Below are 24,463 nucleotides of genomic sequence, written 5' to 3'. Positions count from 1 at the left end.
TCTCTAAATTTTACATCTCCTTGAAATATCAATGGATTAATGCTTGTTTTCAATCTGCTGCAATATTGAAATATACTTTTTCTCTATATTTTCCCATGAATAATTCTGCAAAACAAATTTCATCCCGTTTTTACCCATAGCATTCCTCATTTCGTCACTTGCCAGGAGAATATCCAGGCATGCCTCAAACTCCTCATAGTTTTCATAGTACAGGCCTGCATTGCCTCTGATACACTGACCTTTTAATACGTCACATTTTCCATTTACAAGTACAGGAGTATTACATAGCCAGGATTCCAGCAGGACCATAGACAAACTTTCGTACTTTGAGGGCATTATTAATAATTTCGCCGATTTGATCCCATTAAATTTATCCTGTTCCGTGACAAAACCTAAGGAAATAATATCGGGATTTTGAGGAATTTTCATTATCTGTTTTCCCATTAATGCGAGTTTAATAGAAGACTTCTTTTCCTTTTTATACCGAAGGAAATAATCAAATAGTTCTTGACAACCTTTAGACTCTTCTACTCTTCCAACATATACAATGAAATTATCCAGGTTATACTTCTGGACAAATGAAGCTGTATCAATTTTATCCGGAATATCTATACCTACACCCACAACATCAGAAGGTATATTTGAGACACGGAATTTTGAGATGACAAAATTTTTCTCTTCCTCTGTGTTGTAAATAAACTTTCTTGGGCAATTAAAGAGAGAATTGAATATTGACAAATAGATAGGAGGCTCATCATGCGCTGTAGGAACAAGCAGAGCTTTTTCTTTTACCAGTGGAAGACCGAAAAAGGTAGTACAGTAAAGATAAGTAAAAAATATAAAACAAGTATAATCATCTTTAGTATTTTTTATGTAATTTAAGAATTTTGTTGAATAAGGACCCTGCAATTTCATCCATTCAATTTCGTCTTCATAATTGTGAATCTTACCGAAAATTTTCTCAGAGAATTTATTAAATTTCAGTACATCTCTTTCATAATCAACAGGAAATCTCCTTATCTGCACTCCATTTAAGGTTTCAACCCCTTCAGGGTAGTCATTTTTCCACGTTGTGTAATCTATTGCACAGGTAGTTAATACCTCTACTTCACAGTATTTTGATAAATGTTCAGCGATTAGTCTGCAATGGAATTCAGCCCCTCCGTTAACTTCCAGACCGTATCTCTGGGCTACGAGCGCTACCTTATTTGCAGGCATTATTTCACCTTAGATAAGATGCTTTCGAGCTGAGAGATTATTTTTTCTCTTTTGAAATTCTCCAATCTATCTTTCTGCTTCTTAACAAAATTTGATCGCAATTCTTCATCCTCTATTAATACATTTACCATCTCGGCAATTTCACAATAATTCTTTTCTTTAACCAGAATTCCAGTATCCTCAAGAGTGAAGGGGATAGCTGTAGATTTGTATGCTATTATCGGAACTTCAAAATACATACTTTCGAGTATAGGAACACAAAAACCTTCATGCTCGCTCATACAGATAAAAATATCAGCTAATTTATAGTAAGAAATCAGGTCATTAAAACTTATTTTACCTAATAAATGAACATCTTTCAGATTTAATTCCTGAATTAGCTTTTTCAAATAATCTGAATAAATTTCACAGCCTTCATAACTGCCAGCTAGGAAGAGCCTTGATTTTGGATTAATAAGTTTATAATAATAAAATACTTTTATTACGTCTTCCTGCCTTTTATGTGGGGTTACTCTTCCCACAAATAAGAAATTTACAAAATCATCATCATATTTCGACAGCAATTTTTTATTCGGGCTACTATACTCATGAAAGTTTATTATTATGGGCAAAACATCTGTATTTTTAAAGCCCATTTCTTGAAGTTCCAACCTGTTGTATTCGGAGACTCCAACAGCAAGGTCTATATGATCAACAAGTGATCTAAGTTCCTTTTTTCCATTTTCTAGTAAGTTTACAAGAGTTTCATTGACCCCACAAAAATATTCCGGAGGGGTAATGTTATGGTAAATCATTATTTTTTTGTCGGGAAGTTTTTTAACAAACTCCGAGACTTCTGAACCAATAGAAAAGTGAAAGATTAATATATTCTCTTTTGAAGAGATCTTTTTATACTCGGTGTATTTTTTTGCATTAATTTTGGGATGTATGTTTTGAGCATATATTTCTGATTTGTATCCCCATTCATTCAGGACTCTTTTAATTTCTTGGGCTTCATTGCCTATGGCGTCCCCCGGAGAAATTGTTGGCAAGATCTGGTGAATCTCCATTTTCAAAGTCCCCCTAAAAACTCAATGTATTTTTCTACAACTTTATTCCAGCTAAAATTTCCAACAACGTAAGACATCCCGTTCTCAGCCATAATCTTTCTGGTTTCAGGATTTTCCAGATAAAAATCGAGGCACCCTTCAAATTCATAGTAGTCATTAAAATAAAGACCACCATTACATTTGATGCAGTGGTCTTTAGTTACAGCACAATCCCCATGCACCAGTACAGGGGATTTACATAACCACGACTCCATTATTACAATAGAAAAACTTTCATTTAGAGACGGCTGACATAAAAAGGTGGCCGCCGCATATGCATCATACTTGTCCTGAAGCGGTACAAAACCAAGATCAATAATATCATTTTTATTTTCAGAGGGTATTTTTATTGTTCCACTTCCAATAAGAACAAGCTTCAATTCATTCTTCTTGTGCTTTTTATATCTACAGAAAAAATCAATCAGAAGAGGGACATTTTTACCGGCTTCCTTTCTGCCTGCATAAAGAATAAAGTCATTTTTTATACCATATTTTTCTCTGAACCTGTCCGGTTCATATGCAAAATTCATATCAATTCCCTCTCCTAAAACAGTTTGCTTATTACTTAGATTATAAAGCCTGTTTGCCAAAACTTTTTCAGGGGATGCATGAAAAATGATGCCTTTAACGTTCTCAAACATTGTCTTATAAATCTCTAAGTAAGCATAGCTCTCATCATGAAGGCATGGAATTAGGATTGACTTTTCAGGGTATATGCGAGATCCATAATAAGTAGTACCAAACATATATGGAATAAATAAAAAGTAATCATAATCTGTACCGTGTTCAGAAATATAAGAATAGAGATTGGGACTGTTAACCATTTCCCGCATAAAAATTTGCTCTTCCTCTGCAGATATCTTAAGATTACGCATAAGTTTGTAGTTTATTTTATCAAAGCGAACAGTATCTCTCTTACGAACCATGAACCTGCGTATAGTAACCCCATTTAGATCATAAGTTCCTTCTTTATAGAAGTTGGTACTCCAATTACTCAAAAATTCTTTGACGCAAGTAGTAAGTATTTCAACTTCAACACCATGTTTTTTTAGGTTTTCAACTGTTCTTCTACATTCACTTTCTGCTCCACCAGGAATATTCCCGTACCAAGGAGTTACAAATGCCAGTTTCATACTAACGTATCCCGATCACGCAGCATAAAATTATGATAATAAGTCAAATATTGATACTCGTATCTCACTTTTTTCCGATGATTGCATAATCCTGCGCACCGTATAAGATATTATTTAACATATCGATATTTTGATTATAAGTTTCAAACATAATCTTTTCTTTGTTTTCTAAATCATCGCATTCCGGCAACTTCTTTAATCTCATACTGTCCGGAACGGGAGAAATAAATTTTGTTTCTATTTCGCGGAAACCAACTGCGCTCAATAAAAACTTGAGAGTCTCAGGATGTACCGGTTTTATGTGAGTAAGGTCTATGTAAAAATTGACAAAAGAGAAGAATGACAAAGGATTTACAGTTTCTACTACTATATGAAAACCGTATTTAAGTTTTTTATTGCAAAGATTTAGCATTTTAACAAGATAATCAGGAGCAAGATGCTCAACTACCTGACTGATGAAAATTCCATCTAAACTTTTGTCTTTCATGCCTTCAAGAATTTCAATCGCGTCTTTTAACTCTACATTAAAACCTTTAGATTTGCAGAAATTTATCATGTCTTCATCAATATCTATTCCTCTTGCAACAATGTCATTCTGCCTGGCTAATTCTAAAAATTCTCCTCTTCCACAACCGATATCCAATACATTTTTACAGCCTTTGAAATAATCTAAAAATACCTCTTGATGTTGTTGAATATTATCCCTTGGGCCTCTAAAATGTTCTTCAAAGGCATAATAATTTATTTCAGATTCATTGTCTTCTGGTTTCTTTACTTCGTGGTTTCGCAGGTTTTCTTTTAAATGATTTTTAAGTACACTATTGAGCCAGCCCTTTTTATCAAGGTCCATATCGATTGCAGAAATAACACTATTAACTTCATATCTTATGTTTTTCAGAGAATCGCTTTTAAAAGATTCAACGTTCGATTTTAAACATTTGACGTCGTTACTCAAATTTCCTACATCAGTGTTTAAATGTACGATGTCAGTTTTTGATTTTTCAGCATCAATTTTTAAAGAGTTGAAACCCGCATTTAAATCTTCAACGTTATTTTTCAAATTTTTAGCTAAGTCTGCCGTATTAAAGTTAAACTCTCTTTGTTTTTGAAACACTGGATCGACATATCTACGGACTTCTCCATGAACGATTTTTCTTCCCTCTATTAGAAATTTCCCGATTACCGGGCGGTGAGAACTTATGGTATAACTTTCATTAGAAATATCACAGTTATTTGTAAATTCGAGACCCTCAGGAACATCTCCTTTGGAAGATATTGCGGAAAATGTCTTATTCATTATTTCGGGTTCATTTTCCGTATAAACGCCTTCTTCTTTTCTCTTTTTTATATTTTCACGGATTTTTTCCATGATTTTCTCAACATTTATTTCTTCATCTTTAATTTCGAATGTATCCAATTTCGATCCCTCATTGAATCCGATTTTCACAAACAATCCATTTCCAAAGTATATGACTTATTATTATATGGGATGAAGTCTTGTTAATCCGAAGCTACTTTCTTTTTTTGAACATTTACTCCTTAGAATATCATGTCCGTCTTCCGCGATTATTAATTAGAGAAAAATTTTCATAACCCAAAATTGGTTTAACAACTGCTGTCGATCCCTTCTTGAATTGTTACTTTGGGTTTCATATTGAAAACTCCGGTATAGATTATTGAACTGCTATTAGGTATTACTTTTAGAACTTCTATATCATGAGCCATAAGTAAGTATTCTTCAAAAGCATCTCTTCCATAACCCTTGTTTGCCACACCGACAGAAAACGAATAATCTCCTGCTGAAAGTGGAAAAAAGAACTCCCATTTTAATTCTGCAATTTGTCCTTTTTTTAAACTAAAAGTTTTAGCACCAATACAATATGTATTTGTTTCAAACACTGAGACACCAAGATTATTCCGTACGTGAAGGCCAAAATGAGGATCTGATAACTCTTTTAGGGCTTTGACTTGATATATAACTTTAATTACCTGCTCGCTCTCTATGTGTAATATTTCTTCGTCCTTTGAGTTCAGAACTTTAAAAGAAAGCAGTTCAACTTCCCCAGTTGAGACGTTTGGAGTTTTATGATCTGTACGATCTTTTACTTCATTCACTATTACCTCTGCGTCTCCCATATGTGCTTTTTGCAAGATCATTCCATGATAATAATCAATTATATCTTTTGGGTCGCCGGAACTAATTATATGACCGTGGTCTAATAATATTGCTGAATCACATATAGTTTTCACAGCATTCATGTCGTGAGATACAAAAATAATAGATCCACCATTGTTTTTAAATTCCAGAATCTTTCTCATGCATTTTTGCTGAAAATATGCGTCTCCTACAGAGAGCGCTTCATCGACCAAAAAGCACTTTGGTTCTGCATGCATTGCTATTGAGAATGCAAGCCTCATAAGCATACCCGAAGAATATGTTTTGATCGGGTCATAAATAAAATCCCCAAGCTCTGTGAAATCAATAATAGCGTCTTTTTTCCTTTCAATTTCGTTTTTATCCATTCCTAAAAATGTCCCATTCATGAATATATTTTCAATGCCTGTAAGTTCTTGATCAAAACCTGTTCCCAATTCAAGTAAGCCGGTGATTTTTCCGTCAACTTCTATCAAGCCATCGTCAGGGAGCATGACACCAGAAAGTACCTTTAATATTGTAGATTTGCCAGCTCCGTTTTGCCCTACTATCCCGAGGGTTTGTCCTTCCTTCACTTCAAAAGAAATATTTTCTAATGCAGTGATCTCTCTATGGTATTTTTTCCTTAAGATTTTCTCTTTTAATCTGTCAGTGGGTGTATGATACAACTTGAACTTTTTTGAGACACCTGATACTTTGATCATATTGAGTCACAACTCGTGATTTTAATTACATGAAATCTCGAATATCTTTTTCTAGCTTTTTGAAGATAATTCCTGCAAAGAACAGAATTACAAGACTTAACAAGAGCAGATATAAAATAGGCTTTAAACTCGGGATTTCTTTGTATATAAATATAGTTTGATATAAGTGAATGAATGAAAACGCCGGATTATAAACCATAAGTTTTTTGACAATATCTGGGAGTACATCATAAAGATACACAATTGGAGTAAACCAAAACCAGATCTTAAACATAATTCCTACAATTTCTTTTAAGTCCCTTACAAAGACAACAAATACTCCAACAAAAAATCCAAGGGAATAAGCGAAGATTTGCTGTATAATATATATAAATGGAACGAATAAAATTACACGGCTGACTCCATAACCACTGATAAGAAGTAAGAATAGGAATATTCCCATTGTCACAACATAAGTAATACTCTCCGAGACAGCAATATAGAGAGGAAATGAGGAAAGATCAACCTTGACTTTGGATATGATGTATTTTTTATCTAAAAAAACAGTAGATGTTCTTGTGACAGTATTTGAAAAAGCATTCCATGCAATTACACCAGAAGTCAGATAAAATCCGTATGCGTAGACCGAAGATGAACCCGGCAGACGCGATCCCATAAGATTAGCAAATATGACAGTAAAGATAAAAATATCTACAAGTGGATAAATAAAGTTCCACAAAGCTCCTAAAGTAGACCCAGAGTACTTTTCAGTAATATCTCTTTTTGCTAATTCGAGAATTAAACCTAGATTCAAATTAATATCTCCTATTGCCACTTGCCAAAAATGGAAGAAAATTATATTCTATTGTCAAGGATCTAATTATTACAGGCTTACCTGCTTTATTACGTGATTATTTATTTTTATACCAATTTTCGCGAGCAACACTTTTTTTCATAGCATTTTCAAAATTCGAGAGGTCGAACATAGCTGCTCTCTTAAAGCATTCGTTTCCATATCTTGATGGATTTTTCGAGATATTCTTTACTTCCCTGATTATATTTTGAATGTCTGCTTCCACAAGCATTCCGGTTTTCCCGCCGATTACAGTTTCTTTAAATCCACCTTCGTTTACGGCTACTACAGGTTTTCCACTTGCCATAGCTTCTACAGGTGTCATCCCGAAGTCCTCATCCATGGCAGTGCAGATAAACCCTTTACAGCGAGAATAAAGATCAAGTAATTCAGTCTCAGAGACTTCTCCAAGAACCTTTATGTTTTCCGGTAAATTGTCAAGAATATTTTTTGCGTAACCTTTTGCATGGTCTCCTTTTGAATATCCTCCAACAATGACAAGCTTTTCTTCGGGCATTTTTTTGAATGCTTCAATTTGAATTTCTACTCTTTTTTCAGGATAGAGGCGGTTTACTGAGAGCCAGAAGTCTCCATACTCTTTACAGGTGAATTTTGAAGTTTCTACAGGGGGGTAGATAACTTCAGCATCCCTGTGGAAATACTTTTTGATTCTTGTTGAGGTATTTCTAGAGTTAGTTACGATTTTACAGACATGGGAAAGGTAATATTCGGAAACTGGCCTGTGAAGCCTTACCCAGATCCGAAAGAAGATCGAGATCAAGAAGGGTTGTCTACTAATGAAGGTCTCGTAAAGGTCATAAAAAGCTCTTGTGGGAGTATGGCAGTAATACAGGTTAGGCTTATGTTTCTTTGCCGCGAAATGTGCCCAGTTACCTGAAAAAATGAAGAAATCATATTCTTTTGAAAAGTCACAGGCTGCAAAGTAAAAAGATGCTGCTATCTGCTTCAGAGGAGGCACTTTTGGGGTTTTTCCCAGGCTGATTATACGTATATCGGAATAGCCCATCTTTTTTATTGATTCCATGTTTAAGTCAGTAGTAATAACATCTGCTTTGAAGTATTTTGCGAGCATGAGTACAAGTTTTTCACCGCCGCCAATGGCTCCAAAATAATCATGAAATATGGCTACTTTCATCGATTTCTCACTTTTTTCAGGGGTTTAAACAAAATGCAATAAGAGGCTAAAAAATTATAAATATAACTCTTGAGTTCCCCAGGAGTGGGAAGAGTAAAGTATATGATTTTTATATTCTGAGATTCCGAATTTGTCTTTTAATTAGGAGTACGAAATTTGTCAGTAGTACTGAATTTTCGATTAAGAATTCCATATTTTCTTCAGGATTTCAACAATCCATTAAACTCAACGGTTATAAATATATTGAAAATCGTATCTCAACATTAGGAGATATATAATACTTGCTAAACGAAATGGTTCATTAGATATATATAATACTTGCCAGATGAAATTGTTCGCTAGATCACTAGATGGTTCGTCAGATAGCGAGAAAGTCCATTCGATATTTATAACAGTTAACCCTCAATTTATCTAAAAATAGTCCAACATCACTTTATTTTAGAAGAATAGCTTTTATTTTATTTTAATCAAGTAACATCCACTTTAAGCGTCACTTTAGCGACATTTACTCAAAAATGAAAAAAACTTTACTCTGGATTGTTTGGCCCTTTAAGCATCACTTCAGTTACTTCAGTGATATTTACTCTCATTTACTCTCATTTATTTGATCGATCTAAATAGAACAAGTTTAATACTTCGGCTAATATTACAGTCTACGTTTTATATTTATTAAGAATACTCACGTTATCACCTCGATCTTATAACAACCTTAAAGTTATTATATTATCTCGACTACTATCAAAGACTAATATACTTAAATATGCAATAAATTTAAGAGTTAAAAACTGAAAGAGATGGTTACTACGAACAAAGGCATGGGATGTCCGATGGCAAAACGGCCCGCTCATAGATTAAAATTCGGTATTATTTCTTTGACCGCAATTGTATTAGTTGCTTTTCTCATGCGCATGATTTCATACTCCATGGTTACTGCAAACGGAAGCATAAACTTCAGTGGATATGACAGCTTCTACCATATGCGGCGCATTTTATATACAGCTTCCAACTTTCCTCATTCCCTTAATTTTGATTCTTACATCAATTATCCTAATGGTTTTGAAGTCGGGTGGCCGCCTCTTTTTGACTTCCTGGGTGCGTTGCTTGCAAAAATCCTGGGAGGAGGCCAGCCGGATTTATATACTATCGAATTTGCAGGAGCCCTACTTCCGGTGCTTTTGGGAGTTCTGACAATAGTTCCATTGTATATAGCAGCGGTCTCGCTATTTGACCGAAAAACTGCACTTCTTGGAGCCTTGATTTTTGCAGTGCTTCCGGCTCATCTCTACATCTCGAGGTTTGGAGCAGTTGACCATCACGTAGCAGAGACCCTCCTCTCAACCTCAGCTTATGCATGTTTCATTCTTGCTTTAAAGTGGGCAAGAGAAGGCTCTCTCTCCCTTACTTCTCTGAAAACTATCTCTTCCAATAAGAAACTAATAAAATCACTAGCTTTAGCAGGAGCATCTGGACTATTCTTTGCACTCCTTATTTTCACATGGATAGGAGCCCTTGCCTTTGTAAGCTTTATTTTACTTTACGCATTCATACAGACCACAATCGACCTTAAGGCTGGAAAAAACTCCGACTATAATCTTATATGTTCTGTAGCCCTTCTTGCAACACTTATCTTTACCATTCCCCTGTCCGCAGGGTCCTTACGCCCGGGTCTGGAGATGAGTGCGATGTATCTTTCATGGTTCCAGGTCTTCTATGTGCTCAGCATGTTAGCCGGAACCTTAATCCTCTGGGGCTTTTCCTTATATATCTCGAAAAAAGATCTGGATTGGAAGTACTATCCAGCCATCTTAATACTGGTTTCTGTGGCAGGGCTTCTGTCCCTCAAGATTCTTTCCGCCGAATCCTATGCTTTTGTAGTTGAAGGAATGAGGTTCTTTCTCGGAAAAGGTGAATACATAGGCACGATTTCTGAAGCACTGCCAATATTTTTAACTACAGAGGGAAAACTTACTTTTTCGCAGGTATTTGGAAGTCTCGGGCTTTGCTTCCTTGCTGCTCTGGGAGGGTTTTTCCTTCTCAGCCTTGAGTGGAAAGGGGAAAAATCAAAACCTGAAGGGGTGTTTTTCCTCTTATGGTCAGTCTTTTTTGCATATTTAATGATTTCTCAGAGGCGCTTTTCATACCTGTTTGCAGTAAACGTCTCAATCCTTACCGCATACTTCCTCTGGGTTTTACTTGAGTCTTTTAACTTTGAGACTGAAGTAAGAAAGCTGGTGAAATCCGGCCAGATTCCCAGGAAAAACTCTGAACCTGCACTTAAGGCAGGGAAAGAAACAAAGTCAAAAGCAAAATCAAAGTCGAAAAATACTATATCAAGCTCAAAAAAGGATCTTCAGCCCGACTACTTCAAAATCGTCTCATCCATAGTACTGATAGGGCTTGTGTTTATACCCTGCCTGTGGGCAGATTTTGCTTTTGCAAAAGAAGAAGGTTCGATTGATCCTGGATGGAAGGACTCACTTACCTGGCTTGAAGCCTCAAGCCCTAAAACTTCTTACTACCTTGAGCCATCCGAGACTCCTGAATATGGGGTTTTAAGTTGGTGGGACTATGGAAATTGGATAACCTACGTGGCCAAAAGACCTGCAGTTTCAAACAATTTCCAGACCGGCATAGAGGATTCTTCACTCTTCTTCACAACTAGCTCTGAGGAAGAAGCAAAGACAATTTTGGAAAAGCTCAACGTAAAGTATGTAATAACCGATAAAATGATGGCAAGCGGCAAGTTTGGAGCTATTGTTAAGCTTGCAGGCGAGGATATAAGCAAGTACCTAAATATTGAAACCGTCAATGGAAAAAGAGGGCTTGAAACCGTTGCAACTGCTAAAAAAGAGTTTACAGAAACCGAGGTATACAAACTTCATGAACTTGACGGATCAAATCTTGGAAACCTGAGGCTTGTCCATGAAAGTGATGCCCTTAAGGAAAAGAACGGTATAAAGAATAACGTAAAGGTATTCGAATTTGTTCCCGGAGCCAGGCTTTCAGGTACTGCAGGCCCGGAGCAAAATATTACTGCTACCCTTGAGCTCAGTTCGAACACAGGCAGAAAATTCACATATCAGAACAAAATCGTGTCAGATAAAAACGGTTCATTTGAAATAATCGTGCCTTACTCGACCGAAAATATGGAAGGTGGAGTTGATGCTCTGTCGGCTTATTCCCTGAATGCAGGAGAAAATGTTACAGTATCAGATATCCAAGTAACGGAAAATGATATCTTGGAAGGGAAAACGGTAGAGGTGAAAGTCCCAGATGCGAACTGAGGCATTCTCCTCAATTTATTTTTAAATGTGAAAACAGAAACTAAAGTAAAACATGAATATAAAAATTAGAATTTCAGATAAATTGGGATCTTTAAAAAAATAAGGGAGAAAGAAAATACCTTTTTCCCTTCTTTCTCTTTTACCTTTTTCCTGTTCTATTTTTCTTGCTACTTCCTGAAAATACTTTATTCAATATTTTATAAAAATAATTTCAATCCTTGGAATATCACCGAAGATTTCATTCTACAGCACTTTCGACTCCTACTGCGCTCAGGAACCTTTTTACCACGGCTTCATTAACCAGCCTAAGTAGTGTCTGCCGGTCTTTTGTAGCGCTGAAAACTCCAAGGGGAATCTGGGCTCCTGCTGCGTTTGCGTGTCCACCTGCATCTTCGCCGAAAGCCTGGCGCATAACTTCTCCAAGGTTAATTCTTATATCGTTACTTCGCCCGGAAATATAAATGCGATCTTCAGTAACTCCAAAAACCACAGTTGTAGAAATCCCCTCAAGGCTCAAAAGATAATCTGCAGCCTGCGGGAGCGTATCTCTATCTCGTATGTTCCCGACATTTGATAGAAGATAACTTCCTATCACCTGCCGATTCCGGATAGCTTCTCCAAGCACTTCAAGGGTTTCTATCGCCATTGAAGGTTGTTCAAGCTGATCTAGGATCCCGTGGTTCGAAAGGGGGTACAGGTACGAAGCAGCTGAGAGGTCTGCAGGGTCGGTCTTTCTCTTGAAATCCTGCGTGTCAGTCCGTATCCCATAAAGCAGGGCCGTTGCCAGCGTCTTGGAGATATTGATATTAAGTTGCTGCAGGTACTTTGTCATTATGGTAGCCGTCGCCCCGAAGTTAGGCCTAATATCTATGTACTCAGCCTTTATTTCAGCTTCTCCGGGTGGGTGATGGTCAATTACAACCCCAACATATGAGTTAGGGGGAACCATATTATTAACGCCAGGAATAGAACAGTCTATCAGGGCGATTTCATCGAAGCCTTTGAGGCCATTCTCTTCCATCTTGCCGAGGTCAATCCCGAGCAGGTTTACAAAGGCTTTATTTTCTTGATGCCCTATTCTGCCATGGTAGAGGATGTTTGCTTCAACCCCTATGCTCTTTGCAATCTCTTTCAGGGCCAGCCCGCTAGAAATAGCATCAGGATCAGGGTTATCGTGAATTACAATAGCAAGTCTTTTATCCCTTATTCCCTTCAACCACCGTGCAAGCCGGTTGCCCCTGTGAACCGACTCAGCTCTCTCAAGGGAACGGGAAAGGGAAGTCGCAACAAGTTTGGAAGGCATAAATACATAATCTGCCCCAAGATCTTCCATTTTTTCTTTATTGATAATGTCTGAGGCCCGGGAAAAGAGCTGAACATCAGGGTTAATCGCTTTCTTGAAATTTTCAATGCCTTTTCTGTTAGCTTCGTTATTGGAAGTCAGGAAAAGTATAACAACAACATTTTTAAGGTCAATCTTATCGACAAGCTCAGGATCGGCAATATCACCTACAATCGCTTCAAAGCCTTCCTCCCTGAGAGTTTCAACCTTAGCTTCGTCTTTATCTACAATGATTACGAGCTTATTGCTTTCCCTGAGCTCTTTTGCAAGCGCAAAACCTACACTTCCACTGCCCAGAACAAGGTATCTGGGTTTGACTGTACTTTTAAGATTGCCATCCGCATCTTTTGAAAAATTAATCAGAAATAGTCCTCCCTGTTTTATTTAGTCCAGACACGTGCAAAGGAAAGCAAACATTTGATCAGAATCCTGCCTATTCACATTTTATCGCAGTTAGCTAATTGTAATGCTGGCTATATTTTTTTGACTGTTTTTTGCTGATTAAATTTTGCTGATTAAATATTCTTACAAAATACATTTTATGAATCATAGTCTTAAAGAATTAATGCCTTTTTTACGGAAAATTAAATAATTCCGGTATATTAAGTTATATTGAAATGTAACGTATATACTTAATAACCTCAAATAAGTTTTCCTCGGTGTAAATATATAATAAATAAAGCATCTCATTTACTCTGGAGATATATAACAATTTCTGCGACAATCTATAAACTGTAGAATTCAGACTTGCAGAAACATTTGAATGATTAAAACAGTCAACAGGAAACCAAACGAGATAGACCGGCAGGTAATTATTATGAAGTGTATAAGTTCTTTGAGGATGAAGGCAATAGACAAAAATTGCGAATGCCTGGGGCTTCTACCTGTCCAGTTAATGGAAAACGCAGGAGCTATTATTGCACAGAACGTGCGGGAAAAGCTTGAAAGCGGCAGGGTACTTTTTATCGCAGGTAGGGGAAACAATGGGGGAGATGCTTTTGTAGCCGCCAGGCACCTTGCAGGCTCTTCAGGATACACTGTAAAGGTAATTCTGCTGGGAAAAGTCAGGGACATAGGAACTAAAGAAGCTTTCCACAACTTTTCTCTACTGAAGTTCAGCCGTGTGGATATGCTTGAAATAACGGACTCAAGCCAGCTTGAAGCTGAGGCTTCGGACTGGTTCCTGGAAGCTGATCTACTCGTAGATGCAATATTCGGAACCGGAATAAATGGAAAAATCAGAGAGCCAGAATTGACAGCTATTGACCTTATAAACCAAGAAGGAAAAGCCGGAAAAACCGTAATCTCGGTTGACATTCCCTCAGGACTTGATCCTGACGGCGGAGATTTCGAAAAAGCTGTGCATGCAGGGCTTACGGTCACTTTTCACCATATGAAGATAGGGCTTTTGAGCGAGAAGGCAAAAGAATACACTGGCATGATAAAGGTTGCAGATATTGGAATCTGTGCCGATGCCGAACAGTACGTTGGTCCCGGAGATCTTATGATGCTACACAGGCGGAAGTCTGAGGGACACAAGGGCGATTCCGGAAAAATTCTTGTTATAGGGGGCGGCCCGTATTCAGGAGCTCCGGCCCTTGCAGCCCTTGCAGCCCTAAAAGCCGGGGCAGACCTTGTAAGTGTAGCAGTCCCTGTCCCTGTAGCCGAAATCGTGGCATCATATTCTCCTAACCTGATCGTCCGAAAACTCTCTTCGAGTGTTCTCTGCCCGGATGATCTTTCCATCCTTCTGGATCTTATAAATTCTCATGATGTAGTCGTGATGGGCATGGGGTTGGGGAGAGCTGCAGAAACCCTGGAAGCCGTCCGGAAAATACTGCCCTTTTGCAGGAAAGCCGTTCTTGATGCCGATGCCCTTTCAGCTCTCTCAGGTGCTATCTTTGAAAGCCTTGCAGGCAACTGCGAACTCATAGTAACTCCGCATTCAGGAGAATTTGCTCGCCTGAGAAATATGGAAACTCCTGAGAGCCAGGAGTCCCGTATTAAAGCTGTCAGAGATTTTTCGGAGGAAAAAGGGGTTGTAACGCTTCTCAAAGGAAAAATCGATATTATTTCGGACGGAAAAAAGACCCTGTTGAACAGGACAGGAAACCCAGGCATGACCGTGGGAGGGACAGGAGACGTTCTTGCAGGGCTTACTGGATCGCTTTTTTCCAGAAATCCAGCGTTCCTCGCGGCAGCTTGTGCTGCACATATCAATGGGGCAGCCGGTGATCTGGCTTTTGAGAAGGCAGGAAATGGGCTGCTTGCAACGGATGTTCTCGAAAAAATTCCTGAAATAATTAAAGAGTTCAATATCGGGTAAAATAAATGGGGAGGAAATTCGCATGGTACATGAAATTGAAAGGAAAATCGAGCTTGAAATTGAAAGAAATCGAATAAGAATTACGATTTTTCACGGGGAAGATGAACAGGTCATAAAGCTCAACCTTGAAGAAGCCAGAGAACTTAGGAAAGATCTGGATAAAGCACTTGAAGACTATTCACAAAGAAAGCAAATCAGGATCGATTGATAAGAGAATAGATGCGTTGAAATCCCAAATAAGCATAAAGTGCCAAGAAAAAACTAAAATGTTAGAAAAAAGCATTGAAATGCTAGAATAAGGCACTGAAATTCTAGAAAAAGGAAATTGAAAATTAGATTGGCTTGAATCAGATAGATCAAACTCAATATAAAATACGAAAAACGCGGTGGTTTTGTGGAAAAGCGATTTACTCATATTGAGTCCGGCAGAGCGCATATGGTAGACATCAGCGAAAAGCGTGAGGTCCCAAGATTGGCGCGAGCTGTAGGGGAGATTATACTTTCCGGGGAGACTATAGAGAAGATAAAAACCGGAAATGTGGAAAAAGGCAATGTGCTTGCAACTGCGCGGGTTGCGGCCGTGCTTGCGATTAAAAAGACCCCTGAGATAATCCCAATGTGCCACCAGATCCCGATCACTGCCATAGATGTAGATTTCAAAATCGGCAAAGGGATGATTTCAGCGGAGGTAGAAGTCCGGACTGTCGGAAAAACGGGGGTTGAAATGGAAGCTCTCACAGGAGTTTCAGCAGCGTTGCTGACTATCTGGGATATGGTGAAATCTGTGGAAAAAGATGAGAGCGGGAATTATCCAAATACTTCAATACAAAATATCAGGGTACTTGAAAAGCTCAAAGGATAAAGCCCAGAATAAGCCCATAAAAAATAAGCTTTTTAAAGGATGGGATATATCAAGACGGCAGACTGAGGTATATATCTTGAAGATAATAGGTGGACCAGCATCACAGTTACTTGCCAGCCGCACTGCCCGGGCTTTAGGGACAGAGCCTGTACTTTCCGAGTTTAATCGTTTTCCTGATGGGGAACTTTATCTCAGAATCGCAGAAGAGACCGAAAACGAGCGTGTGACCCTTATCCAGAGCACGCCTACTGATTCTGACCTTGTTTCCCTGATCCAACTTATCGATGCCTGTGAAGGGTCAAAAGAGCTCAATGTCGTGATTCCTTACATGGGATATGCCAGACAAGACAAAAAGTTTAAGTCCGGAGAGCCGATTAGTGCCCGCGCAGTTGCTCGCTGTATCAGGGCTGACCGCGTTTTTACGATAAATATCCACGAAAAAAGCGTGCTTGAACATTTCCATGGCCCTGCGGAAAACCTTGATGCAGCTAAACTTGTTGGGGAGTATATTGCAGGGCTTAACCTGGAAAATCCACTTTTGATTGCCCCGGATTCGGGAGCTGAAGAACTTATAAAGCATGTCTCGTCAAGTCTGGGCTTTGATTATGATCACCTGGAGAAAACAAGACTTAGCGGGGATACAGTTGTAATCAAGACAAAGAATCTTGATGTAACGGGCAGGCATGTTGTCCTTGTAGATGATATGATTGCAACGGGCGGGACAATGGCCGAATCTATCCGTATGCTCAGAGCCCAGGGAGCATTAGACGTTCACATTGCCTGTGTACATCCTGTACTTGCACGGAACGCAGCTTTAAGGCTCTTCAATGCGGGCGTAAAGGACATTATCGGAACTGACACCCTTGAAAAAGCAGAAAGCAGGCTGAGCGTTGCCCCTCTTATTGCCGGGGCCCTAAAAGACCTCTGATTAAAATAGTTTAATTTTATTACCGTTAACTATTTTTTATGTTCTGTTGTTCTTAGTATTATGACTCTTCCAGAAGCCTGTCCACTTGATGAAAGCCAGACGTGTAAAGGGCGGGAATGTCACCTCTTCTGCCTTGAGTGGAGAACGAGGGAACCTACCTGCCTTATAGGCTACAGCACAACGAGTAAAGTCAAATCCGGAAAAGCTGACCGTAACAGGGATACCTATGCTGAAGAGACTTTCCGGAAACTAGGCAGGCAGCCCCTCTCCAAAAGAAAAGAAGTCTCTGAAAAAGGAGACTGGATTCCTTCAAGGCTCACAAAAAGACCTCCGGAAAGACTCGTTGAAAGGAAGGAGGAAAGCTTTACTCAGAGCCGGAATTCCCAGGAAACATCTGTAAAGATATCTGAGATGAAGCCTGAGGAAAACCATGACAAAAGGCTGAGAGAAAGGTATGCTGCCAGTGATGCAGAGAAAGCTTCCATACGTCTGGAATCCAGATTGAAAACTGAGTCGGCTGAACAGAATCCAGTTATATATGCAAAAACTCAGCCCAAAATTCCGGAAAAGCCAAAGGGCCCGGAAAAAGTCATTTCAAGAGATAGGCACACTACAATCTTTGCACCTTATACCGATAAAAAAGATAACTCGAACCGACCAGGGAAAGAAGAAAAAGCAGAAAACTCTCCTGAAAATAGGGAAAAACGTAAAAAGCTTGATAAAGAGATGGAAATAGACCTTCCTGAAACTTATGATGAGGATTTCTGGAGTTAAACCCCCCTCAACCCGAAAAAGACTGTTTCGCAGTCAAGCATTGCGGCTCAACAGTCGCAGCTTAACAATTGTCTTTGAGCCGCTTTATCACGTCGTCAAGTCGTTTTCGTTCAAGCCTTTTTGAAAAGGCTTGCAGTCAAGCAATTTTCTCAAAAAGGTTTTCGCTCAAGCCTTTTTTGAAAAGGCTTGGTTAACAGCCCTCAGCCCGAGAAAGCAGCTCAGACACACAGGCAGACATTCTGGAAAGGATTCACTTCCTTTGATGGAAAAATTATTTTCTTCATTTAGGAGTTCCTGATGCAGACCTGCTTGAGTTCTTTAAGATGCCTATTGTTTCGGGTTTTAAGACATTGATATGATTATAAACCATGAGCATAGAAAGAATTATAAAGAAAGCAAGTACGTCTGAGAGATACTTTTGCTACCTTAAGATTCTTGTTTTTCATGTTGCTTGACTTTCATTTTGCATGCCTTGGAAGGAAACAAAAAAGGATATGATGATTCAGGATGGACCGCCAGACATACCAGATAATCTACAGCTCACTGCATGACTTTAAAGATGTTTTCCGCCTTTCGGAGGAATATTCTAAACCAGTAGGCGTGCTTGCAACAATACTCAACCAGAAAGTCGTAAAAAAAACTCGATTCAAACACAGGAGAATTTATTCCCGAGAGAATGAACTTTTTTTAAAATGGAAACAAGGACGTCCGATCCTTGATCTTGCAGAATACACAGGTTTTCCTCCTACCCTTATGGCATCACTTATTATGAAAAACTGTCAAATTTCCAAGAAAAGTATAAACTGGCTTTTCAAAAATGTGGATTTAATCGAAAACCGCCGTCTTCGAAGGGAAGTCAAAAAAGCTCTTGAAGCCGATCACTTCTTTTCTCCTCACGCCCATGAAATGCAGTGTAAGAAAGGCGAAATGGGAGAAGTAATTATCCAGAAATGGCTTGATGATAGGGAAATCCCTTACTGTACCGAAGCAGACATTCGGGCTAAGGGAGAAGGCAAGACTCCAGATTTTGTCCTGGAAAACCCTGTATGCATAGACAATCTCATGGTCAACTGGATTGAAAGCAAAGCACTCTTCGGAGACGACTTCGAACACGAGCATTATTCTAAGAAGCAGTTTCGGGAGTATGCAGAGATTTTCGGAGAAGGCATGGTTGTCTACTGGTACGGCTATCTTGAAGATCTTCCTACCGAGGGCTATCTTGTAAAGAACTACAGCTTTTTTAATGAGTATAAAGAGGAAATTGACGAGCTATTTAATTATCTGGTGTACTGGTAATCTCTCTCACAAGCCTTTTCAAAAAAAGACTTGCGCGCAAATCGTTTCAAAAAAACTGTTTGCCTGCAAGCCTTTTCAAAAAAGGCTTGAGCGAAAATCCCTCTGGCGACCTTTGAGTTTGATATCCTTATTCCAAACCCTATCGCGTGATCAACCGGCGCAACGGTTGTTAAAGCTTTACAATAGACGACATATTTGTAATGGGATCTTTTTCTACCTGGAAAACATGGTCTGCCGAGTCTATAAGGGATTCGTCATGGGAGACCACAATTATCTGGCCTACGCCTATTCCGCGCATCATGTCTATGAGTTTCAAAAGCTGGTTTATATGCCCTCGGTCCAGGAAAACCGTGGGCTCATCAAGGATCATTGGTGGAAGCCCGTCTGCCCTATCTCCGCCGAAACCCATAGCTAGAAGTCTGTAGATTGCACAGCGCAGGACAAGGTTAAAGATCGCCCGTTCTCCTCCGCTAAGGAGTTTCGGTTCAAGGGGAGTGCCGTCTTTTCTGTAAACCGTGAGATTGTATTCCGGGTCGAGTTCGATATGGGAATAGGCATTGTTTGTGTACATGAGGCTGAACATTTCATTTAAAAGGGTAGAAAGGGACCCTATATTTCTTGCTCGCATATCAGCCCGCACGCGCATATACATGCTCTCAAGCTCCTCAGCATTGCTATATACGGCTTCGAGATACTGCTGCCTGTTTTCAAGAGCTTTGAGTTCATCTCTCAGCTCATTGCGGCGTTTTAGGCTGTTTTCGGCCATACCTACCTCTTTTAAAAGCGCGTCTTTTGCAGCCGTTATTTGTCGGATTTTTTCGTTAAGATTTGCCTGATACTCTTCAAGCTGTGTACGTTTTAACTGAAGATCCTCGAGCCTGCTTCCCTGCAGTTTTTCTTCAAGCTGTTTTACTCTCTCCTTTCTTTCAAGGATTTCCCGGTCAAAGAAGCCGACTTTTTCGGCAAGGTTCCTGATTGAAGCCTCAAGCTCGGAGATCTTGTATTTTACGTTGTCCATGCGGATCAGATTTGCCCCGAGTTTTTTTGTCTGCAAGAGGCGCTTTTCACTTTCTTCATGATTTTTCTTTGCCAGGTCTTCTTTTTTCCGCAGAGCCTCAAGCTCAACCCCAAGAGCTTTAAGTTTTTCCTTTTCCAGAATCTCCCGTTCGGCAAGCCCTTTTATTTTCTCATTGAGCTCTCCAAGTCTCTGCCCATAATTTTCGATCAGCGCAAGGGAAGTCCTTATTTTTCCATTCAGGCTCTCAATTTCTGAGGCATTCTCAGCAATTTTATTCTCAAAGGCTTTTGCCTCTCGAAGCGCTTTTTCGCTCTCACTATGGGCTTTTTGAGCTGCCTCCTCCCAGCCCTGCAGAGCTTTAATATCCGGAAGGAGCTTGCCCATTTTAGCCTCAAGTTCCTCCTTTTGTTTATTAAGACCTTCGAGTTTAAGTGAATCTTCCTCAATCCGGGTTCTATGGATCCCTATCCTTTCTTGCAGGTCCCTTGCCTTATTTCTGAGCTTTTCAGTTTCCAGGTCGTAATCCGAAATCCGTTTCTCCAGCTTTTTTGCATCCTTGAGCCGGTTGATTTTTTTCTCTATCTCAGCTTGCTGGACCTTTATCTCGAGAAGTTCTGCTGCAAGTTTTTCTTTCTTCTGTTCTGATTCTCCGGTTGTACACGCAATCTCAGAGCCTTTAAGTTCCTGCCCGCAGGTAGGGCATTTTCCTTCGGCAAGTAGCTGCCGGTTTTTACTGAGGACTTTCTCAAGCTCCCTGAGGGTAGTTTCAAGCTCTTTTTCCCGCCCATGCAGCCTGTTTTTATTTTCCAGCAGAAGTTCGCTGAGATATTCCAGATCTTCAAGTTGTTCTCCGGTAAAGCCAAGTCCTTTTAACCCTGCAGAAGCTTCGGATTTTTGCTCCTGAACTCCCAGAGATGCCTTTTCATTCTCCCTGAGCTCCTCTTCAAGAATTTCAATCTCGGTTTTACCTTTACGAATTGCGACCTTATAATTTTGAAGTTCCTTATCAAGCGTGAGAAGATTTATGTCTCCTGTTTCTTTTTCTTTGAAAGCAAGCGCAAGCTTTGTTGAGACTTCGTTTTTCCGTTCACGCAGAAGACTTTCTTTTTCTTCCAGCTCCTTTATAAACAAAGGAATCTCATAAGTGTCTGTAAAACCTATAGTTTCTTTTGCAGCTTCTTTTAGCTTTTTGTTCTCGTCCTCGATTCTCAGTATATTTTTCCTGTTTTCTTCAATTTCCCCATTTGTAACCCCGATATCTACCCTGCACTGCGTCAAAATATGTTCAGTTTCAGACTTTTCGTTTTCGAGGTCATATAGAGCCTGAGTGTGAACTTCTTCTTCCCTGAGAAGAAGAGCAAGTTCTTTTGAGATGGTATTTACTTTTTCCCTGGCAAGAAACTCCTCTCTTTCCTGTTGCAAGCTCAGAGTCTCAATATCTAGGTCTCCAAAGCCGCATTTTTCCCTAATAATGTTATTTTCTTCTCCTAATGAAAGCAGAGACTGCCTTTGCTCGTGGGCTTCTCCGGCGAAGGCTTCTTTTTCCCGGATACATCCAGCTTTGTTTTCCTGGGATTTAACTAGTGCCTGCTTTAGGGTCTGGATTTCCTGGAGGCGTTCCCTGTGCTCTTTAATCATCAGGTCTAGTTTTTCCTTCTGGGCAGTGGCAGCCTCCTTATTTCCATTAAGCTTTTTTAAGACCGTATCGCTTTCCTTTATCTTCTGCCTGAGCCCATTAAGTACGGCATGCGGTTCTGTATTTTCTATTTCCTCTATTTTGGTATTTATGCCTGAAAGGTTGTTACTTGTGTCCCTTTGAAGCCTTCTGACAGCCGTTTTTGCGCTGCCTGCCCTTTCTCTGTATTCTTCGAGCTTTCCAAGCTGCAGCAGGCCGTCTATCATTCGTTGCCTATCTTTTGGTTTTGCATTAATGAGTACGTCAATTTCGCCCTGTCTGATGTAAGCGCAGTTCCTGTACGCCTCTTCATCCATATTTAGAAGGAAGCAGATCTCTTCATAAGTCCGTGTAGCCTGGTCGACAATACTTTCCCCATTGGCATAGAGTACGCATTTCGAATTCGAAGCGTTCTCACTTTTAGGGGAATACCTGAAAGCCTGTTCGATAAGGTAATCCTGCCCTAGATGCTCAAAACCCAGGCTTATTTTTGCATTTTCAGCTCCTTTGAAGATTACATCCGCAAGCACAAAATCCTTTGAAAGAATTTTGCTCCCGAAAAGCCCCATAAAACAGGCTTCAAGCAGACTGGACTTCCCGCTCCCGTTTACCCCAGAAATAACTGTAACTCCATCTTCAAATGTAAAATCCAGTTTTTTATAACTCCGGATGTTTTCAATATACAGGTTTTTGAGCTTCACAGGTAATCACCAAGATTATACTGTCGAGGTACAGCAGTCTTTCTTTTTCCTTTTTTTTGCCCTGCCTTCTCAGTTTTTCCGGTTAGATCCGTAGCCTGGGCAGGTTCCTCTTCAGGCAGCTTTCTGGCTTTGCCTGGTTTGCCCTTAACCTTGAGCTCAGACAGCTTTCTAATTTTCTTCTCAGATCCCTTCTCAGGAAGTTTACTTTCGGCTTGACTTTCAGGTTTAACTTCGGGTTCACTTTCTTTGTCTTTCCGAGACTCTATTCCTGCTTCTTGAGTTTTTCCCGGAGTCCTGGAACTTTCCTGTGGGAAATTCAATTCTGGAGTGACTATCGATTCGCTGGATAGCTCTATTAATCCCGAATCCGGCGGTATCAGAGACTCCGAATTAGATAGCCATTGAGAGCTTGATTCTGATTCCAATCCCGAACTATCTGGACTCACGGCTGAAGTCTCAATGCTTTTTGAGACTTCCATGCTCTTTGAAGCTTCAGTACTCTTTTTTTCAGTATTATTTATTTTGTCTGAAGTCCTCAGAATTCCTGAGAGTTCAGTAATTTCAAGCTTTCCGGTAACTATCCCCGCTGGCCTTTTTTTTCCTGCAAACCCTGCCTCTCCCGCATCATCGGCGTTTATTTCCTCAAATTCCAGAAATCTAGCAGTGGTGGCAGAGCTGGCAGAACCGGAAGTGTAAGCAGGCTCATCTGAGCTGGTCGTATTGGAGGGGATCTCTATCCTAAAATCAGGGCTTTTGAAGTCCATAACTTTGGCTTCAATAAGATTAGAAAGTCGGCCTTCCGTCTCTTCATCTACCCTTGACCTTGAGATGTTCGGGCTCCGGACAATTTCATCAATAATCAGCCCGCCGTCATTTAAGTTCATTCTTTTGATCTCGTTTGCAACGGCATGGTCAGGGTCAGAAAAGGTTACTTTTAAAACTTCCTCTGGGAAGGATTCTTTTATCCTCCGGTCTTTAACATTTGACACAAGAGCTCCTTTATTAAGTAGGTATTCCTCAAGCTCGCTCTGTGACAGGACTGTGCTCGAATCCCCGAATATTTCCAGAAAGACCACGGATTCAGGGATTTCTTCAAGATGCTCATTTACTGCAGAAAAAATCTGTTCATAAGGCTCATCTTCCCCGGTCAAATTTACTTGAATTGAAAGGAAATTCCGGGTAGGAATCGTGCGTTTGCTAATTTCAAGACCTTTTTCGGAAAGTGTAATAATATTATAGGAACGGGCTTCATTTTCGGACAAGCTGTTTCGTTCCGTACTGCCAGGGTAGGTTATCCAGGTCTCACCTGTCTTATTTTTAACTATTGCATGTTCATGGTAGTCGCCAAGAAGAACTGCATCAACCTTGAAAGGAAGGTTCTCAAGAACCTCATCACAATCCCATTCAGCATATGGAAAAGGACTCATTATCTGGTGCATTACAAGCAGTTTCCAGCCGTTTTCCTCAGGGGCAAAACCGGCGGGAGAATCAGGCGCTTCAAACACTGAATAGTCGAATATAGGAATTTTTGATTTCGGGACACTGTCGATCCCATAGATTGCCACATTGCCTACCATATGCGGATTTTTCCCGAGCCTTGCCGCAAGCCCCATCTCCTCAAAAAGGTCAAGCCATTGGGTATTCTGCTTGCTCTCATGGTTTCCGACAATTCCGAAAAAAGGTATGTCAGCCGCCTTCAGCCTGGAAAGGATATTCATTGTCTCAAGAAGATCTTCAAGGATCGGGTTTCTCGAATCAAAAAGGTCTCCCGCATGCACTACGGCATCAACCTGCATCTCAACAGCATCGTTTACAACAAGCTCGAAAGCTTCAAAAAAATCCTTTCTCCGGACTTCGTTGTGGTATTGCCTGTATCCCAGATGCGTGTCTGCAGTGTGGAGTATCCTTATTTCCCTGGCCATGGTTTTATCAGTCTCTAATTTTTACCCTATAAGGGTTTCTATATTAGTA

17 protein-coding genes are annotated in these 24,463 nt (G+C 39.7%); 7 read left to right on the top strand and 10 right to left on the bottom strand.

Going from position 1 to position 24,463, the window contains the following annotated elements:
- Positions 1–36 precede the first annotated feature (36 nt).
- From BP861_RS07480 to BP861_RS07450, 7 genes are all read right to left on the bottom strand, one after another.
- The gene (locus BP861_RS07480) at positions 37–1,218 is read right to left on the bottom strand and encodes a glycosyltransferase family 4 protein (RefSeq protein ID WP_292374024.1); all 1,182 of its coding nucleotides are present in this window, start codon (positions 1,216–1,218) and stop codon (positions 37–39) included.
- Positions 1,218–2,267: a glycosyltransferase family 4 protein gene (locus tag BP861_RS07475; RefSeq protein WP_292374022.1), complete on the bottom strand. Its 1,050-nt coding sequence runs from the start codon at positions 2,265–2,267 to the stop codon at positions 1,218–1,220. Before BP861_RS07475 ends, BP861_RS07480 begins: the two co-directional genes overlap by 1 nt.
- A 2-nt stretch (positions 2,268–2,269) precedes the next feature.
- Complete coding sequence (locus tag BP861_RS07470) at positions 2,270–3,439, bottom strand: glycosyltransferase family 4 protein (RefSeq protein WP_292374020.1); 1,170 nt, start codon at positions 3,437–3,439, stop codon at positions 2,270–2,272.
- A 64-nt stretch (positions 3,440–3,503) separates the two neighbouring features.
- Entirely contained in the window at positions 3,504–4,856 is a 1,353-nt protein-coding gene (locus BP861_RS07465; RefSeq protein WP_292374018.1) for a class I SAM-dependent methyltransferase, read from the bottom strand.
- Between the two features lie 188 nt (positions 4,857–5,044).
- Positions 5,045–6,298 (bottom strand): ABC transporter ATP-binding protein, encoded by a 1,254-nt coding sequence (locus BP861_RS07460; RefSeq protein ID WP_292374017.1) that lies wholly within the window; start codon positions 6,296–6,298, stop codon positions 5,045–5,047.
- A 25-nt stretch (positions 6,299–6,323) separates the two neighbouring features.
- Positions 6,324–7,112, bottom strand: coding sequence for an ABC transporter permease (locus tag BP861_RS07455; RefSeq protein WP_292374016.1), 789 nt, complete (start codon positions 7,110–7,112; stop codon positions 6,324–6,326).
- Positions 7,113–7,188: 76 nt separating this feature from the next.
- Positions 7,189–8,286: a glycosyltransferase gene (locus BP861_RS07450; protein WP_292374015.1), complete on the bottom strand. Its 1,098-nt coding sequence runs from the start codon at positions 8,284–8,286 to the stop codon at positions 7,189–7,191.
- Positions 8,287–9,080: 794 nt separating this feature from the next.
- Between BP861_RS07450 and BP861_RS07445 the strand changes: the two genes are divergently transcribed.
- Positions 9,081–11,570, top strand: a complete 2,490-nt coding sequence (locus BP861_RS07445; protein WP_292374013.1) for an oligosaccharyl transferase, archaeosortase A system-associated — start codon at positions 9,081–9,083, stop codon at positions 11,568–11,570.
- A gap of 238 nt (positions 11,571–11,808) precedes the next feature.
- On the opposite strand, the gene BP861_RS07440 is transcribed toward BP861_RS07445, so the two are convergent.
- Positions 11,809–13,275 (bottom strand): DHH family phosphoesterase, encoded by a 1,467-nt coding sequence (locus BP861_RS07440; RefSeq protein WP_292374219.1) that lies wholly within the window; start codon positions 13,273–13,275, stop codon positions 11,809–11,811.
- 454 nt (positions 13,276–13,729) lie between these two features.
- Between BP861_RS07440 and BP861_RS07435 the strand changes: the two genes are divergently transcribed.
- The 6 genes from BP861_RS07435 (at position 13,730) to BP861_RS07410 (ending at position 19,098) form a co-directional block, all read left to right on the top strand.
- Positions 13,730–15,238: an NAD(P)H-hydrate dehydratase gene (locus BP861_RS07435; protein ID WP_292374218.1), complete on the top strand. Its 1,509-nt coding sequence runs from the start codon at positions 13,730–13,732 to the stop codon at positions 15,236–15,238.
- Positions 15,239–15,260: 22 nt separating this feature from the next.
- Complete coding sequence (locus BP861_RS07430) at positions 15,261–15,446, top strand: hypothetical protein (protein ID WP_292374011.1); 186 nt, start codon at positions 15,261–15,263, stop codon at positions 15,444–15,446.
- Between the two features lie 186 nt (positions 15,447–15,632).
- Positions 15,633–16,100: a cyclic pyranopterin monophosphate synthase MoaC gene (gene moaC, locus BP861_RS07425; protein WP_292374009.1), complete on the top strand. Its 468-nt coding sequence runs from the start codon at positions 15,633–15,635 to the stop codon at positions 16,098–16,100.
- A 76-nt stretch (positions 16,101–16,176) separates the two neighbouring features.
- Positions 16,177–17,028, top strand: a complete 852-nt coding sequence (locus BP861_RS07420; protein ID WP_292374007.1) for a ribose-phosphate diphosphokinase — start codon at positions 16,177–16,179, stop codon at positions 17,026–17,028.
- Between the two features lie 60 nt (positions 17,029–17,088).
- Complete coding sequence (locus BP861_RS07415; protein ID WP_292374005.1) at positions 17,089–17,802, top strand: hypothetical protein; 714 nt, start codon at positions 17,089–17,091, stop codon at positions 17,800–17,802.
- Between the two features lie 507 nt (positions 17,803–18,309).
- A complete protein-coding gene (locus tag BP861_RS07410) occupies positions 18,310–19,098 on the top strand; it encodes a C15orf41 family protein (RefSeq protein ID WP_292374003.1) in 789 nt (262 codons plus the stop codon).
- A 169-nt stretch (positions 19,099–19,267) separates the two neighbouring features.
- Here BP861_RS07410 and BP861_RS07405 read toward each other — a convergent pair whose 3' ends face one another.
- Entirely contained in the window at positions 19,268–22,492 is a 3,225-nt protein-coding gene (locus tag BP861_RS07405; RefSeq protein WP_292374002.1) for a DNA double-strand break repair ATPase Rad50, read from the bottom strand.
- On the bottom strand, positions 22,489–24,414 hold the full coding sequence (locus tag BP861_RS07400; RefSeq protein WP_292374001.1) for a metallophosphoesterase family protein: 1,926 nt from the start codon (positions 24,412–24,414) through the stop codon (positions 22,489–22,491). Before BP861_RS07400 ends, BP861_RS07405 begins: the two co-directional genes overlap by 4 nt.
- Positions 24,415–24,463: the final 49 nt, after the last annotated feature.

Origin of the sequence: Methanosarcina sp. UBA411, from assembly GCF_002495725.1 — an archaeon.
In the GTDB taxonomy this organism is placed as follows: Archaea; Halobacteriota; Methanosarcinia; order Methanosarcinales; family Methanosarcinaceae; genus Methanosarcina.
The sequence above is the reverse complement of the archived record's forward strand: the minus strand, read 5'-3'. Positions and strand labels throughout refer to the sequence as shown.